Annotated in this window: 13 protein-coding genes; 2 read left to right on the forward strand and 11 right to left on the reverse strand. The window is 58.2% G+C overall.

Annotated features, from left to right (window positions below; translation table 11 throughout):
* Nucleotides 1–28 precede the first annotated feature (28 nt).
* The 3 genes from ACR3FB_RS22170 to ACR3FB_RS22180 all read right to left on the reverse strand — a co-directional run bounded on the left by ACR3FB_RS22170 (nt 29) and on the right by ACR3FB_RS22180 (nt 1,971).
* Entirely contained in the window at nt 29–328 is a 300-nt protein-coding gene (locus ACR3FB_RS22170; RefSeq protein WP_480565491.1) for a hypothetical protein, read from the reverse strand.
* A complete protein-coding gene (locus ACR3FB_RS22175; RefSeq protein WP_480565493.1) occupies nt 325–705 on the reverse strand; it encodes a carboxymuconolactone decarboxylase family protein in 381 nt (126 codons plus the stop codon). Before ACR3FB_RS22175 ends, ACR3FB_RS22170 begins: the two co-directional genes overlap by 4 nt.
* A gap of 168 nt (nt 706–873) precedes the next feature.
* Nucleotides 874–1,971 (reverse strand): aromatic ring-hydroxylating oxygenase subunit alpha, encoded by a 1,098-nt coding sequence (locus tag ACR3FB_RS22180; protein ID WP_480565495.1) that lies wholly within the window; start codon nt 1,969–1,971, stop codon nt 874–876.
* Between the two features lie 134 nt (nt 1,972–2,105).
* Here ACR3FB_RS22180 and ACR3FB_RS22185 point away from each other — a divergent pair, with 134 nt between their 5' ends.
* Together ACR3FB_RS22185 and ACR3FB_RS22190 are read left to right on the forward strand one after the other, a co-directional pair.
* Entirely contained in the window at nt 2,106–4,583 is a 2,478-nt protein-coding gene (locus ACR3FB_RS22185) for an FAD-dependent oxidoreductase (RefSeq protein WP_480565497.1), read from the forward strand.
* Nucleotides 4,584–4,649: 66 nt separating this feature from the next.
* On the forward strand, nt 4,650–5,753 hold the full coding sequence (locus tag ACR3FB_RS22190; protein ID WP_480565499.1) for a mandelate racemase/muconate lactonizing enzyme family protein: 1,104 nt from the start codon (nt 4,650–4,652) through the stop codon (nt 5,751–5,753).
* Between the two features lie 5 nt (nt 5,754–5,758).
* On the opposite strand, the gene ACR3FB_RS22195 is transcribed toward ACR3FB_RS22190, so the two are convergent.
* From ACR3FB_RS22195 to ACR3FB_RS22230, 8 genes are all read right to left on the reverse strand, one after another.
* Nucleotides 5,759–6,718 carry a Rossmann-fold NAD(P)-binding domain-containing protein gene (locus ACR3FB_RS22195; RefSeq protein ID WP_480565501.1) on the reverse strand — a complete coding sequence of 320 codons (960 nt, stop codon included), beginning with the start codon at nt 6,716–6,718 and terminating at the stop codon, nt 5,759–5,761.
* Nucleotides 6,719–6,729: 11 nt separating this feature from the next.
* A complete protein-coding gene (locus ACR3FB_RS22200) occupies nt 6,730–7,857 on the reverse strand; it encodes an aminotransferase (RefSeq protein WP_480565503.1) in 1,128 nt (375 codons plus the stop codon).
* Nucleotides 7,858–7,879: 22 nt separating this feature from the next.
* The gene (locus tag ACR3FB_RS22205; RefSeq protein ID WP_480565505.1) at nt 7,880–8,833 is read right to left on the reverse strand and encodes an ornithine cyclodeaminase family protein; all 954 of its coding nucleotides are present in this window, start codon (nt 8,831–8,833) and stop codon (nt 7,880–7,882) included.
* Between the two features lie 93 nt (nt 8,834–8,926).
* Nucleotides 8,927–9,916, reverse strand: a complete 990-nt coding sequence (locus ACR3FB_RS22210; RefSeq protein ID WP_480565507.1) for a pyridoxal-phosphate dependent enzyme — start codon at nt 9,914–9,916, stop codon at nt 8,927–8,929.
* 113 nt (nt 9,917–10,029) lie between these two features.
* The gene (locus ACR3FB_RS22215; protein WP_480565509.1) at nt 10,030–10,899 is read right to left on the reverse strand and encodes a LysR family transcriptional regulator; all 870 of its coding nucleotides are present in this window, start codon (nt 10,897–10,899) and stop codon (nt 10,030–10,032) included.
* A 775-nt stretch (nt 10,900–11,674) separates the two neighbouring features.
* On the reverse strand, nt 11,675–11,938 hold the full coding sequence (locus ACR3FB_RS22220) for a hypothetical protein (protein ID WP_480565511.1): 264 nt from the start codon (nt 11,936–11,938) through the stop codon (nt 11,675–11,677).
* Between the two features lie 13 nt (nt 11,939–11,951).
* Nucleotides 11,952–12,644 (reverse strand): NapC/NirT family cytochrome c, encoded by a 693-nt coding sequence (locus tag ACR3FB_RS22225; RefSeq protein WP_480565513.1) that lies wholly within the window; start codon nt 12,642–12,644, stop codon nt 11,952–11,954.
* A gap of 29 nt (nt 12,645–12,673) precedes the next feature.
* Nucleotides 12,674–13,111: a nitrate reductase cytochrome c-type subunit gene (locus ACR3FB_RS22230; protein WP_170376987.1), complete on the reverse strand. Its 438-nt coding sequence runs from the start codon at nt 13,109–13,111 to the stop codon at nt 12,674–12,676.
* Nucleotide 13,112 lies beyond the last annotated feature (1 nt).

Here is a 13,112-nt window from a genome sequence, read left to right on the forward strand (position 1 = left end):
TGTTCTCCCTGTTGTGATGATCATTTTTTTATATGGCCCGACTTTTTGTCTGACCGATACCTGAGACAATAGACCCAAGATGGTGAAACAGCGAAACAAATTGTGCTGCGGCGCTGTAAAAACCGGGGGCAGAGCTGCGAAATTGGGCGCGAAGGCGCGCAAAATCCATTTGGCGAGCCTGCCGGGAATTGCTGTTTGTTTTCAACATGGTCTCATGTTGAACCGTCCCGGCGAACGAGTGCGTCAAAGACGTCTGATTCAGCAGAATCGCGCTGGTGCCTGTCGCCGGAATCGACATCTCCAAACGCAGTTCGAAAGCGGGTGTCATAGTAGATCCCGTTCCTCCAACACCTTGCGCGCGACGCGGAAGCATTCAAGCGATTGAGGAACACCGCAATAGATTCCGACCACGTGAATGATCGACTGAATTTCCTCTTTGGTAACGCCGTTGTTCAGAGCGCCGTTGCAGTGGATTTCCCATTCATGCATCTTGCCCAACGCACCCAGCATCGCGAGGTTCATCATCGAGCGCGTTTTGGCGTCAATCGTGCCGTCGCCCCAGCCAAAGCCCCAGCACCAAGCGGTCATGGCCTCCTGAAACGGGCGGGTAAAGTCATCCGCCGCGGCAAGGTTCTTTTCCACATACTCTGCGCCCAGGGTCGATTTGCGGTGCTTCAGCCCAGTTTCGAACAGGGTGTCATCCATAGGTCTTCCTCGTGATTTTGCGACCCGTTGACTATTGGTCAGCCAATCCGGCAGACGGGTCTCCTGCCAGATGGGACTTGCCTTTATATCCAAATTCAAAAGCAATGAGTCGCAGGTCAGCCCGCGCATTGGCAGGTTCTACCGTGCGGAATCCAAAAGCGTTTCAGGTCAGGCGGGTGTGTCTACGCCGTCTCGCATCCATTGCTGCAGCCGGGCGATGGAGTGTTCGCTCATCACGCCGCATTTGGGGTCAAGAACCAGTGGGCCGGGCACATAGCCCCTGGACTTGAGGCCGCGATACACGGATTCGACCAAGCGAATATCTTCGGCCACGGTGGTCTCGCGATCCTGTACGGCCAGCCCGCGGATCACATCGCTTTCATGGCCGCCTTCCGTATACCAGCCCCGCCAGACGGTGCATGTGTCCACGGTTTCGGCCCGCCAGTGATAGGTGTTCAGCACATTCCCAGGATAACACTGGAATGAAAACATGGGCCACAGGAACCACGACTGATAGTCGCCGGCATGGGGCACCGACAGGTCGATCGGATAGGTCATCTTGTCCAGTGCCTGACACTCGGTCGTGTGGCGCAGGACGTAGCCGCCTTGCTCGTCTGGCCGGATGTCATAGGTTTCCGGCTTCACCACACCCTCGGCAAAGGTCGGGTGGTTCGATGGGCAATGATAGCATTCCGAGTAGTTCTCGACTGAGACCTTCCAATTGCAATTTTCCGGAATCTCGACCCATTCCAGCGGCGCGAGGTCATCTATATGGGGCACGAATTCGGCAATCTCTTCGCGCACGCCGGGGTACCAGTCGTCCATCGGGGCGGCATCTTTGTCGAGATTGACGAAGATGAAACCCAGAAAAATCTCGGTCCGAACTTCGGTCAGGCAGATTTTTTCCCGTTCAAAGCCGGGGACCGATTTGATGTTGGGCCCTGCGCGCAGCCCGCCCGTCAGTTCATACGTCCATTGGTGATAGGGGCAGACCACAACACGGGTGTTGCCGGTCCCGGTCACCATCTCATGCGCGCGGTGCTGGCACACGTTGTAGAAGGTGCGCACCACCTCATCCCTACCGCGAATGGCAAACAGGTTCTGACCAGCAATCTGAAAGGCAAAATAGTCACCCACATTCGGGATATCGGCCGCATGTCCTGCGAATTGCCATGTCCGCGCCAGCAGCCCGTTCATCTCATCTTCGAAGACGGCGGGATCGGTGTAGTAGCGGGCCTCGAGCGAGTGGGTGAGCGGCTTGGTCATGATGGATCCTCAACTTGGAAACCGAGGGGCTTGCCTTGGGTAGCGTTCATTTGTGTCGTTATGTGTTGACCGTGGTACATTTGTTTGATTATCAAATCCACAGAAATCTGCGACTCTGGAACAGGAATCCTGCGATGTCCAAGAAAGAACTGCCCGAACGCGCAAAGGTCGTCATTGTTGGCGGCGGGGTCATGGGCTGTGGCCTAGCCTACCACCTTGGCCATGAAGGATGGGGAGAGGAGACCATCCTCCTGGAAAAGGCCGAGCTGACGAGCGGCTCGACCTGGCACGCGGCGGGCCAGATCACTCATTCCACAAGCTCTTATGGGCTGGGCAAGATGGTCGACTACAATATCGGCCTCTATTCGAAAACGCTGGAAGAAGAGACCGGTCAGGCCGTCACGTGGCACGGTTGCGGCTCGTTCCGGCTGGCCTATACCGAGGATGAGATGGACTGGCTGCGCCACACACTGTCCGTCGGTCGCGCCCTGGGCTTCAATATTGAGCTGGTGGGGCCCGAGTTTATTGCCGAAAAGCACCCGTTCTACAATCTCGATGGTGTCTTAGGCGCGCTGTACACGCCGGATGATGGCCATGTTGACCCTTCGAACGTGACCATGGCCATGGCGGCGGGTGCGCGGCAGAAAGGCGTGAAGATCTTCCGCCATTGCCGCGCGACCAACATCACGCAGAACGATGCAGGTGAATGGGTGGTCGAGACCGAACAGGGCACGATCACCTGCGAACATGTGGTCAACGCAGGCGGCACCTATGCGCGGCAGATGGGCGAATGGTCCGATCTGCAGCTGCCCATGACCTCGATGACGCACCACTATTTTGTCACCGAGAACGTGCCGGAATTTCAGGATCTGGACACTGAACTGCCAGTGATCCGTGATGACAAGATGGTGTCGGGCTATATCCGGATGGAGCAGAAGAAGGGCCTGATCGGGATCTACGAGAAAGAGAACTCGAACTCAGTTTGGCATGATGAATGCCCATGGGAGTACGAGAACTGGCTTTTTGAGGCCGACTATGACCGCGTTATGCCCTGGCTGGAAAACTCGCTGGAGCGGATGCCAATCTTTGCCGAACTGGGTATTACCCGCGAGGTGCATGGCGCGATCAGCCATCCGCCCGATGGCAACCCTATAGTTGGCCCTGCACCGGGCGTTAAGAATTACTGGTGCTGCTGCGGCACGCAGATCGGCATTGGCTGGGGTCCGGGTTTGACCCGCGAACTGGCGAAATGGATGGTTCACGGGGCCGCCGATATCAACATGCGCGACTATGACCCGCGCCGCTTTGGCAGCTACGCCAAGAAAGACTGGCAAGTCGTCAAGGCGCATGAAGACTATAAGCTGCGCCACGAGATCCCCTTTCCGCATTTCAACCGTCTTGAGGGACGTCCGATCAAGCCGTCTCCGCTATATGAGATCCTCAAGGAAAAAGGCGCGGTTTATGAGGAGGTCTTCGGCCACGAACGCCCCCGTTGGTTCGCCAGAAATGGCGTGGAACAGCGCGACCACTACTCGTTCCGCCGCAACGAGGTCTTCGACATGGTTGCACTGGAATGTCAGGCCGTGCGTGAGCGCGTGGGGATCATGGACGTGACCGCCTTCACCAAGGTTGAGGTCTCGGGGCCGGACGCCTATGCGCTGCTGGATCGCCTGACCGCGAACAAGATGCCGCAAAAAGATGGCTCGATCACGCTCACGCACTTTTTGAACCGAAGGGGACGGATCGAGCTTGAGACCACGATCGTGCGCATGGCCGAAGATCGCTACTATCTGGTCTGCGCCGCGTTCTTTGAGCAACGCCTTGTGGATCACCTGAACCAGAACCTCGCGGGAGAGACCGTCTCCGTCAAAACGCTCTCCGAAGATTGGTCGGCTTTGTCCCTGAACGGGCCAAAATCCCGCGAGGTGCTGGCCAAATGCACCGATGCCGACCTGTCCAATGCCGGTTTCCGGTGGCTGTCGGCGCAGGAAATCACCATCGCCGGGCACAAGGTCTGGGCCTTCCGCATGTCGTATGCGGGTGAATTGGGCTGGGAATTCCACATGCCGGATGAAGCTTGCGTTGACGTCTACAACGCGCTTTGGGCCGCGGGTGAGGCATTCGGGATCGAGAACTACGGCTCGTTCGCGATGAACAGCTTGCGGATGGAGAAAGCCTTCCCTGGCGCTGGTGAGCTGACCAATGAGGTCACTTTGCCCGAGGCGAATGTGGGCCGATTCTTCAAGCTGGACAAAGAGTATCTGGGGGTTGAGGCCACCCGCGCCAGCGCCGCACAGGCCCAAGCCGGTCAAATGCCTTGGATCTGCGCCTATCTGGAAATCGATCCGGACGGCATCGAAGATGGTCATGGGGGGGAGGCGATCCGCATCGACGGTAAGGTCGTGGGCGCGACGGCTTCGGTTGCCTACGGTCACAGTGTCGGCAAGATCCTCGCCTTTGCTTTCGTCAAGCCACATGTGAATGTCCCGGGCACTGAGGTCGAGGTCGTGATCGCCGGCAGCCCGCGCAAGGGGCGTATCCTTGGCGAAGCGGCTTATGATCCGAAGTCTGAGTGTCCCAGAACGGACGCTCCAGCCACAGTTCCGGCATAAATACGAAGGGGGCAGGGCGCGCGCACCTGCCCCCTCAACAAGCTCTGCGCTAAAAGGAAGCCTAAGTTGAAGATCACCCGCATTGCCGTTTGGGAAGTCCCTCTGACCAGCCATGAAACCTACTACATGGCGGATGGGAAAACCTGCGATACCACGACATCAGTGGTTCTGCGGCTTGATACGGATACAGGCTTGCAGGGCTGGGGGGAGGTCTGCCCGATCCCTCATTATCTGCCGGCCTATGCCAAGGGAGTCGTTCCGGCCGTGACCGAGTTGGCGCCGGTCCTGATTGGGGCCGATCCTGTTGGACCCGAGGCTTTGATGGAGAAGCTGAACGCATACCTTCCGGGCCACGGCTATGCGAAATCGGCCATTGATACTGCGCTTTGGGATCTGACGGCGCAGGCTGCCGGTCTGCCTTTGTACAAACTGTTGGGCGGGCGTCAGGTCAAGGACATGCCGCTCTATCACTCGATCACGTGTGTCGCCCCGGATGAGATGGCCCGGATGGCGCGCGACGCTTTTGACAAAGGTATGCGCCAGTTTCAGGTAAAGCTGGGTGCGGATGCAGACTGGCAAACGGATGTCGAGCGCCTGGCCAAAGTGCGTGAGGCCGTTGGCCTCGGCCCGCTGGTCTATGGCGATTGGAACTGCGGCAGCGATGCGTTGACAGCGATCCGCGTTGGGCGTGCGGCGGCCCATCTGGATGTGATGCTGGAACAACCCTGCGCGACGCTGGAAGAATGCGCCCACGTGCAGCGCTCAACCGGTCTGCCGATGAAGATTGACGAGAACGCCTTAGATATTGCCTCGGTCATTCAGGCGCATCAGTTGGGTTGTATGCAGGCCGTTGCGTTGAAACTGTCCAAGATGAGCGGCCTGTCCGCGATGCGTCAGATCCGCGATCTGTGTCTGACCCAGGGCACGCAGATGTGTATCGAGGATACTTGGGGCAGTGACATCACCACGGCTGCTCTGTTGCATCTGGCCGCCTCGACCCCTGCGCGCGGGATCATGAACACCTGTGACCTCAGCCACTATGTCGGCCCCCGCCTTGCGCCGGATGGGCCAGTGCGCGAAAACGGCCGTATTGCTCCGCCCGAAGGGGTTGGGCTTGGGGTGACCCCCGATACCGAAGTCTTGGGTCAGCCCGTTGCGATCCTTGACTAAGCTGTCTACGCCAGTTGTCCGGTTTCTATCTGCAACGCGCTTGAGATCGCAATATCCTGAGCCGCCAGCCCGGTCAAATCCGCGATGGTGATCTGATCGGCCGATTGCCGACCGGGATGCGCGCCAGACAGAATGTTCCCGAGTGTGGCAACATCGGCCTCGGTCAGGTGGCAGGTCTTGGCAAGGGTCTGGAACTCTCCGTGATCCAGGCATTGATCCGGTGAATCGCAGACCAGCAAATCGGCACGGGCGATCAGATCGGCCTCAAGCTCCTGTTTGCCGGGGCAGTCGGCGCCGACGGCCGAGATATGCGTGCCCGGTTGCACCCAATCGCTTGCGATCAGAAAGCTCTGCGCAGGTATTGTTGTGATGATGGCTTGCGCCGTCTTGCAGGCCGAGGGCAGGTCATCGGCGCGTTCAGCCTTTATCCCCATTGAGATCAGGTCTTCGGCTGTCGCCTTGGCCTGATCCGGGGACCGCCCCCAGATTTGGAAAGACAGACGGCGATCCGCGATCAACTGTTGCAGACACTTCGCCTGATGGCGGGCCTGCAAGCCGGTGCCGACGATCAGCACATTCTCAAACCCCTCAACCGCAAGCGCCTGCGTCGCCAATGCCCCGCCGATACCGGTGCGGATATCGGTCAGCCACCCTTCGTCCTGCAAAAAGGCCACCGGCGCGCCAGTTTTAGCCGAAAAGACAATGCTCATGCCGTTCGAGCTGGGCAAGCCTATGGAGGGATTGTCGTAAAACCCGGTTGCGATCTTGATGACGAAGGTATCGTCACCCTCGATATGGCCGGATTTGACGTGGCAATCCCCGGCGGCCTCGGGGAAGCCCAGATAAGTGACTGGCGGGGTCTGAACCCGTCCCTGTGCGACGGCAACATAGGCCGCGCGGATCGCATCGACGGCCTTTGAAAAAACGAACCGATCCTGAATCTGCGCCTTGTCCAGCTGGATCATCTATGCCCCTCTTAGGCGGCGCTGTGGCGGGCCAGAAAGCCCGAGAGTTTGTCCAGACCCGCTTTCAGATCCGCCGTGGGATTAGTGTAGCCCAGACGCAGCCAGCCCTCCATGTCCATGGCGCTGCCGGGGGTCAGCATCACGCCGTCCTCTTGCAGCAAGGTCACGCACAGTTCTCGCGAGGACATGGGCAGGTCGTATTTCAGCAAGGCCGTGGTGCCGGATTTCGGCTTGACCCACGAGATCAGAGGCTCCTGCGCGATCCAGTCTTCGACAATCTGCAAGTTCTCACGGGTGATCCGTTGTGCGCGATCTAGAATTTTTTCGCGATTTTCCAGTGCCATAGCGGCCAACAGCTCATCGACCTGTCCGACCGAGATGGTGTTGTAGTCACGGTGTATCATAACGTCATGCAGCATATCCTTGGGCCCCGCGATCCAACCAACGCGCAGGCCGGCCAGAGAATAGGCTTTGGACATCCCCGCCGTGCTGATCCCTTTTTCGTAAAGATCAGCGACCGCCGCTGTGAAGCCATCCCCGGTCTGATCGGTACCGCGATAGACCTCATCACACAGCAGCCACGCACCGACGCTACGGGCGATCTCGACGATCTGCTCCAGCATCTCGCGGTCCATCAAAGCTCCCGTCGGGTTGTTCGGGTTGTTGATCGCGATCAGGCGTGTGTCAGGGCGGACCATGGCGCGCAATTCATCCAGATCGGGCAGGAACGCGTTTTCAGGCTTCAGGTGCAGTAGCTCGATCTCGGCGCCTATGCTTTCAGGGATCGAGTAGTGCTGCTGATAGGTCGGGATCACCGAAATCACGTGATCCCCGTGCGCCACAAGGGTCTGATGCACCAGCGAGTTCGCGCCGATAGTGCCATGGGTGGTCAGGATGTTTTCGCGTGTCTGGTTTTCGTACAAGCCGCAAATCGCATCGCGCAACCGGTCCGAGCCTTCGATCGCGCCATAGGTCATTTTCATCGCCGACAGGTCCTGCAGGATGCTGTTGTGCTGCCCCGCCATCTCGAACAACTCACCCAGAGTGATGGATTCCACGCAGGTTTCCGCAAGGTTGAGCTCGCATTTCGTCTCATACTCATTCATCCACATTTCGACGCCGAAAGGTCTGATATCCATGGGTCTCTCCTCCTGCTCTCAGTTACGCCGAAGCCGCGTCATAGACGGCGCGGGCCATGAAGATGTCCTCCAGCCCCAACCCGATTGAGCGGAAGAAGACTGGTTTGTCGCCTGACGGTGTCTTGCAGGCCTCAACCTGCAATTCGGCTAGATCACCGCGAATGTTGCCCGGTTGCCAGCCTGCCTCGGCCGCCAATTTCATCTCTCCGGCCGAACCGGGCGTGGTGGCGAGATAGTCGCAATAGACCTCGGCCGTGGTCAGGAAAGCGGGGTCGACCTCATGCGCGTTGGCGACATTGGTGCTGATCGAGGTAACCAACGCCCCCGCAGCTACCGACGCCGTGTCGAAGACAGGCGTACCGGACGAGGTGCAGAGCATGACGACATCCGCGTCCTGACCGGCGGCTTCCGCGCTGTCAGCCACTTGGACGCGGCTGTCGGTCGCTTGCCACTGCGCTGCCAACTCGGCGTTTTGCGCGAGGTTGGGGGAATAAACGCGAATGACGCCCCAGTCGCGCAGGGCCAGCACATGTTTCAGATGCGCTTGCGCTACCTTGCCGGAGCCGATGATCGACAGAACCTTGGCCTCGGGGCGGGCGAGGTGGTCGACGGCCAAAGCGGTCGTGGCCGCGGTGCGTTCGGTCGTCAGCTCACCGGAATCGCACAGCAAAAGGGGCTGGCCGGTTTCCATCGACATCAGAACTGTCCACGCAGTAATCACGGGTTTGCCAGGGCGCACCAAATAGGGCGAGAGTTTGGCGCCAAACAGATCGGCCCCGGTGCTTGCCCCCAGATAGGTGATGAAATCGCCCTTGTCTTCGGGGAACAGCGTCAGGGTTTGCGACGGTTGCACGGCTTGCCCGCGCCCAAGCTCGGTAAACAGCGCGCGCATCGCGGCCAGCGCGTCAACTGAGGGCAAAAGCGCGGCAACGTCTGAGGCGTTCAGCACGATTGCGGATTTGGAGGTGTCGGTCATGACGGAGTCCTTGGTCCTTCGGTGCGGGGCAATCCCCGGTGCTTTTTAACGGGAGGGATGCGGGCAGGAAATGCCCGATCATCCCGGCGGGGGTCAGATCCCGGTGTCATTGAGCACCGACAGAAACGTCGGCAGGCCAATATTGCGGCCACTCATGACCACGATTGCCCGTTTGGGGGCCATTTCGCGGACCTCAGGGCTAAGCGCTGCGATCACAGAGGTGATCGAGCCACCCTCGACAATCATACCTTCGCTATCGGCAAACCGGGCTATTTCAGGCACCAGCGCGTCCTCGGGGATCAGAACGGCGCGATCCATGAAATCGCGAATGATCGGAAAGGTATAGCGATTACGCAGGCCGATTGCCCCGGTGATGCTGCTGGCGAGGCTTGGGAATTCCTCGACATGAACCGGTTTGCCCGCCTCAAGACTGCGCACCATGCCCGGTTCGACCTCCATCGACGACCCGACAACGGAGATCTTGGGTGAGATCGACTTGGTGGCCAGCGCAATGCCAGACAAAAGACCGCCACCGGACAAAGGCGCGATGATCATGTCCGCATCAGGCAAGTCGGTCAGCGCTTCTAGCGCGATCGTGCCTTGCCCCGCGATGACGTTCAGATCGTCAAACGGATCGGCCCAGGTATAGCCGTGCTGCTCCATCAGCCGATCCGCGTGATCCTGCGCCTCGTCCTGGGTGTCGCCATGCACGATCACCTCAGCCCCAAGGTCGCGCATTGCCTGACGTTTGTTTTTCGGACAGAGCGAGCAGACGACCACACGCGCCGTGATCCCCAGACGTTTGGACAGATAGGCGACGGCCCTGCCGTGATTGCCGCTGGAGACGGCAATGATCCCGCGCGCGCGTTCCTCGGCGGTCAGTTGCAGAATACGGTTTGAGGCCCCCCTCAGTTTGAAGCTGCCCGTGGTTTGCAGGTTCTCCAGCTTCAACCAGACTTCAAAACCCGCGCGCTCCGACAGGGCCTCAGAAAACACCAGTGGTGTCTTGCGCACGATGGGCGCGATCCGCTGCGCGGTGCGCATGATCTCTTGCAGCGAGACATAGCTGTCGGGGGTCGTCATGTCAGGGGTCCTGCCGTTGCGTTCGATGCCATTGGGACACCATGTCAGAAACCGGGCGCGAGAAAATCCATTTTTTATGAAGTGAACTTATGGCGGTGCAAAAGTGACGGCGTTCAGGTTTGAGTTTCCGCCAGCGCGGCCAGAAACAGATCGACGCGTTTGTCCCCGTGGCCCTTGCGGGAGACCAGCTGAATATCTGTGTCATAGGCAAAGACCTGCGGTAGAACTGATTTCAGCTCACCTCGCTCGATCCATGACTCGCAGGCGTGGCGGGGCAGGTAGCCGAGGTAAAGGCCGCTAAGGACCATCGCTAGCATCGCCTCCATTGTGGCCGCAGTTGCCGTGCTGGTGAAAGGCCCGGGTGCCTGATGCCGGTCGCGATCATCAAAGCTGCGTTTGGAAAATCGCGCTTTGGTCACTGCCTCTTCGATTTCGTCGGGATCCTGGAGATCATAGATCGGATTCAACCACCCGCAGCACAACAGCTGCTGTTCGACATAGACTGTTTCGCCGCGAAGCGAGGGGGACAATTCCTGAAACGGCCCGACGGCGATGTTGAGTTCATTGTTCAGCAAGGCGCGCTCCATTTGAGGGGCGCTCATTATGGTGATGTTCAGCGAAATCTCCGGCGCTTGCGCGGCAAACCTCTGGATCACCTTGTAGATCGGACACGAGAGATTGGTCAGAATCGCATCGTCCATCGCGATGTTGAATTGACCCTGCATGTCGCTCGTATAGGCCTGAACCGACCTGTTGAAGGACCCGATCGCAACGCTGAGCGAGCGGAGTTCCTGATGCACAAGAAGCCCCCCTTCGGTCAGCTGAAACCCACCGCGTCCGCGGTCACACAGGCGAAAGCCCAGCCGCGTTTCCAGGTTCGAGACTGCGGCGCTGACGGCAGACAAGCTCATGTTCAGCCCATATTGCGCGGGGGATAGCCCTCCGGCTTCGACGACATGGGCAAACACCTGCAAAAGCTTCATGTCCGCATCTTGCAAACGCAGTTGAACAGCGGACGTTCCGCCCTGATTAGCCGTACGCAAGTCTTGGGTCTTGTCTTTCAATTGTTACGCCCATCGCTGATCCGGTTTCACCACTATCTTTAAGTTAGGACGAACAAGAGGTGCAACTCTCAGAGCGTGTGGAACCCGGAATAGCTGAGACGTCAAAATCCTAAGAGCCGTAAGGCGGTCTTTCGCTTTAAGTACATGGCGCAGAAGCGAGCATCACAACCTGTAACCCAACACCTAAGCTCAGGATGTAAATCCTAAAAATTACTTTCGCTGCGAGGGCGATTGCAGAAAGGAAGACTTTGGCGGCGATCATAAGGTGTCGCCACGCGCGTCTAATCCCTGAACCTACCAAACATGATCTCATATCACTGCTAGGCAGTACATTGCGCAGTCATGTCCCGAAAAGGGATCACCATGCTCTTTTCCTCGCCATATTCGGCAACTGGGCCGACCATCGTCTGGGCAAAGTGCTTTTCTCGTTCCTAAGTTTCCATCGACTGAAAAGCGTCTTGTGCCGCCCATGGGACCTGAGCGCGCCTCGCCATCGTTTCCCACTATGATTGATGAAGAAGATCTCGCTCAGCACCCTTCCATCATCGACCCATGGCCTGCCGTGCGGCTTCGGGAAGTAAGGGGAAAGCTCGGCCATCTACTCGTGGCTCAGCCAGAACAGATCGCGCTTGCCACCGCTCCGTTTTCCAAGCCGGGAATCCTGCAGCGCTTTGGAAATAAAGGCATCCTGACTCTAAGGCCTGACTTGCGTTCCTTTAATTCGGATAATGCTCCCTAAACCGCCAGCACACACGCCAACCAGTATTGCAATCACGAGCTCAAGAGCTTCGATTTGAGCAAATTGAAAACCGGCAAAGACCAGTGTTTCAAACACGCCGACAAGTCCGCCCAGCGCCGCGCCCAGCCAAATTTGTCTGGTCATCATTCCCAGCGCCAGCCCAAGAATGCCCGGCAGGCTGAGGATGTTTCCACCGATTGTTCCAAGTAAATCTAACATCTCTGCCCCCTTCTTAATCGGCGTTGGTGTTGAGGAAGGACCGGATATCATTGCCCGAAACCGCCGCCTGTTTGTGCAGCGGTTTGCCATCAACCGCTTCGGCTATGTCCTGATAGGTCTCAAGATATCCCGGTGGCAGGCTGTGAGCGATGCCCTGGTGGCAGTCGATACAGGTCATCCCTGTGTCAATCGCACGCTGATGCTCGCTGGCGGCGCGTGTCTCCTGCAAGGTAAAGTCCATATAGTCGAAGTTGTGACAGTTCCGGCATTCGCGGCTGTCGGATTCCTTCATCTTCTTCCAAACGGCCGAGGCCATTGCGAGACGGTGATCCTCGTATTTCTCGGGGGTGCTGATGGTACCTGCAAGCTCGTGATAGACATCTTTCACGGCCATGATCTTGGCTTTGATCTTGTGGTTCCACTCATCCGGTACGTGACAATCCGAACAGATCGCGCGCACGCCCGAGTGGTTGTTGTAGTGGATCGTCTCGCGGTATTCACCCAGGTTGGTTTCCATCGTATGGCAGGACACGCAGAACTCTTCGGTATTGGTCAGTTCAAGCGTCCAGTGAAAGCCACCCCAGAACAGGATACCCCCAAGAAAACCGGCCAAGATCAAGAAACCCGAACTGAACAAAACAGCCGGTGTCCAGAACGCGTTCCACAAGCGACCGATCCAGCCGCGTTTTTCAGGAGAGTCTGCCATCTTGGTGCTCCTTTCAGTCATACGTTGGATTAGTTACTGTGGGATGGTTCAAACAGGTTATCGACCAAGGTAGGCGCATTTACCTGCGGCACGTGGCACTGATTGCAGAAATACCGGGTCCCTGCGATGTGATCCAACTCATTGCCGTCGCGATCGAGATAGTGGGTCATCGACAAGGTGGGCGCGTTGCGTTCGCCCGCAACTGTCCAGTCATGGCAGGACAGGCACTGGTTGGTCCGCGTGTCGATCTGGTATTGTTCGATAGAATGTGGGATCAGCGGCGGCTGCTGCCGGTAATTCCGTACAATGCGACCTTCCATCGTTTTGTGGACTTGATCCAGCGGGACCGTTTCATCCACTTCGCCGCCTCGCAGGGTCTCAACCTGGGCGGATTGCGCAAGGGCGAACCCGCTGAGGAGTACGACTGGGATCAGGGCGGCGACGCCTGTCAGGATTGGCTTGTTCATC

It is taken from the genome of Ruegeria sp. AO1 (assembly GCF_056535985.1).

Bases quoted from the DNA above. Each gene is read 5' to 3' on its own strand.
- ACR3FB_RS22200 (WP_480565503.1), bottom strand. From the start codon at position 7,857: ATGGATATCAGACCTTTCGGCGTCGAAATGTGGATGAATGAGTATGAG.
- ACR3FB_RS22220 (WP_480565511.1), bottom strand. From the start codon at position 11,938: ATGTTAGATTTACTTGGAACAATCGGTGGAAACATCCTCAGCCTGCCG.
- ACR3FB_RS22175 (WP_480565493.1), bottom strand. From the start codon at position 705: ATGGATGACACCCTGTTCGAAACTGGGCTGAAGCACCGCAAATCGACC.
- ACR3FB_RS22170 (WP_480565491.1), bottom strand. From the start codon at position 328: ATGACACCCGCTTTCGAACTGCGTTTGGAGATGTCGATTCCGGCGACA.
- ACR3FB_RS22180 (WP_480565495.1), bottom strand. From the start codon at position 1,971: ATGACCAAGCCGCTCACCCACTCGCTCGAGGCCCGCTACTACACCGAT.
- ACR3FB_RS22205 (WP_480565505.1), bottom strand. From the start codon at position 8,833: ATGACCGACACCTCCAAATCCGCAATCGTGCTGAACGCCTCAGACGTT.
- ACR3FB_RS22225 (WP_480565513.1), bottom strand. From the start codon at position 12,644: ATGGCAGACTCTCCTGAAAAACGCGGCTGGATCGGTCGCTTGTGGAAC.
- ACR3FB_RS22210 (WP_480565507.1), bottom strand. From the start codon at position 9,916: ATGACGACCCCCGACAGCTATGTCTCGCTGCAAGAGATCATGCGCACC.
- ACR3FB_RS22230 (WP_170376987.1), bottom strand. From the start codon at position 13,111: ATGAACAAGCCAATCCTGACAGGCGTCGCCGCCCTGATCCCAGTCGTA.
- ACR3FB_RS22195 (WP_480565501.1), bottom strand. From the start codon at position 6,718: ATGATCCAGCTGGACAAGGCGCAGATTCAGGATCGGTTCGTTTTTTCA.
- ACR3FB_RS22185 (WP_480565497.1), top strand. From the start codon at position 2,106: ATGTCCAAGAAAGAACTGCCCGAACGCGCAAAGGTCGTCATTGTTGGC.
- ACR3FB_RS22215 (WP_480565509.1), bottom strand. From the start codon at position 10,899: ATGAAGCTTTTGCAGGTGTTTGCCCATGTCGTCGAAGCCGGAGGGCTA.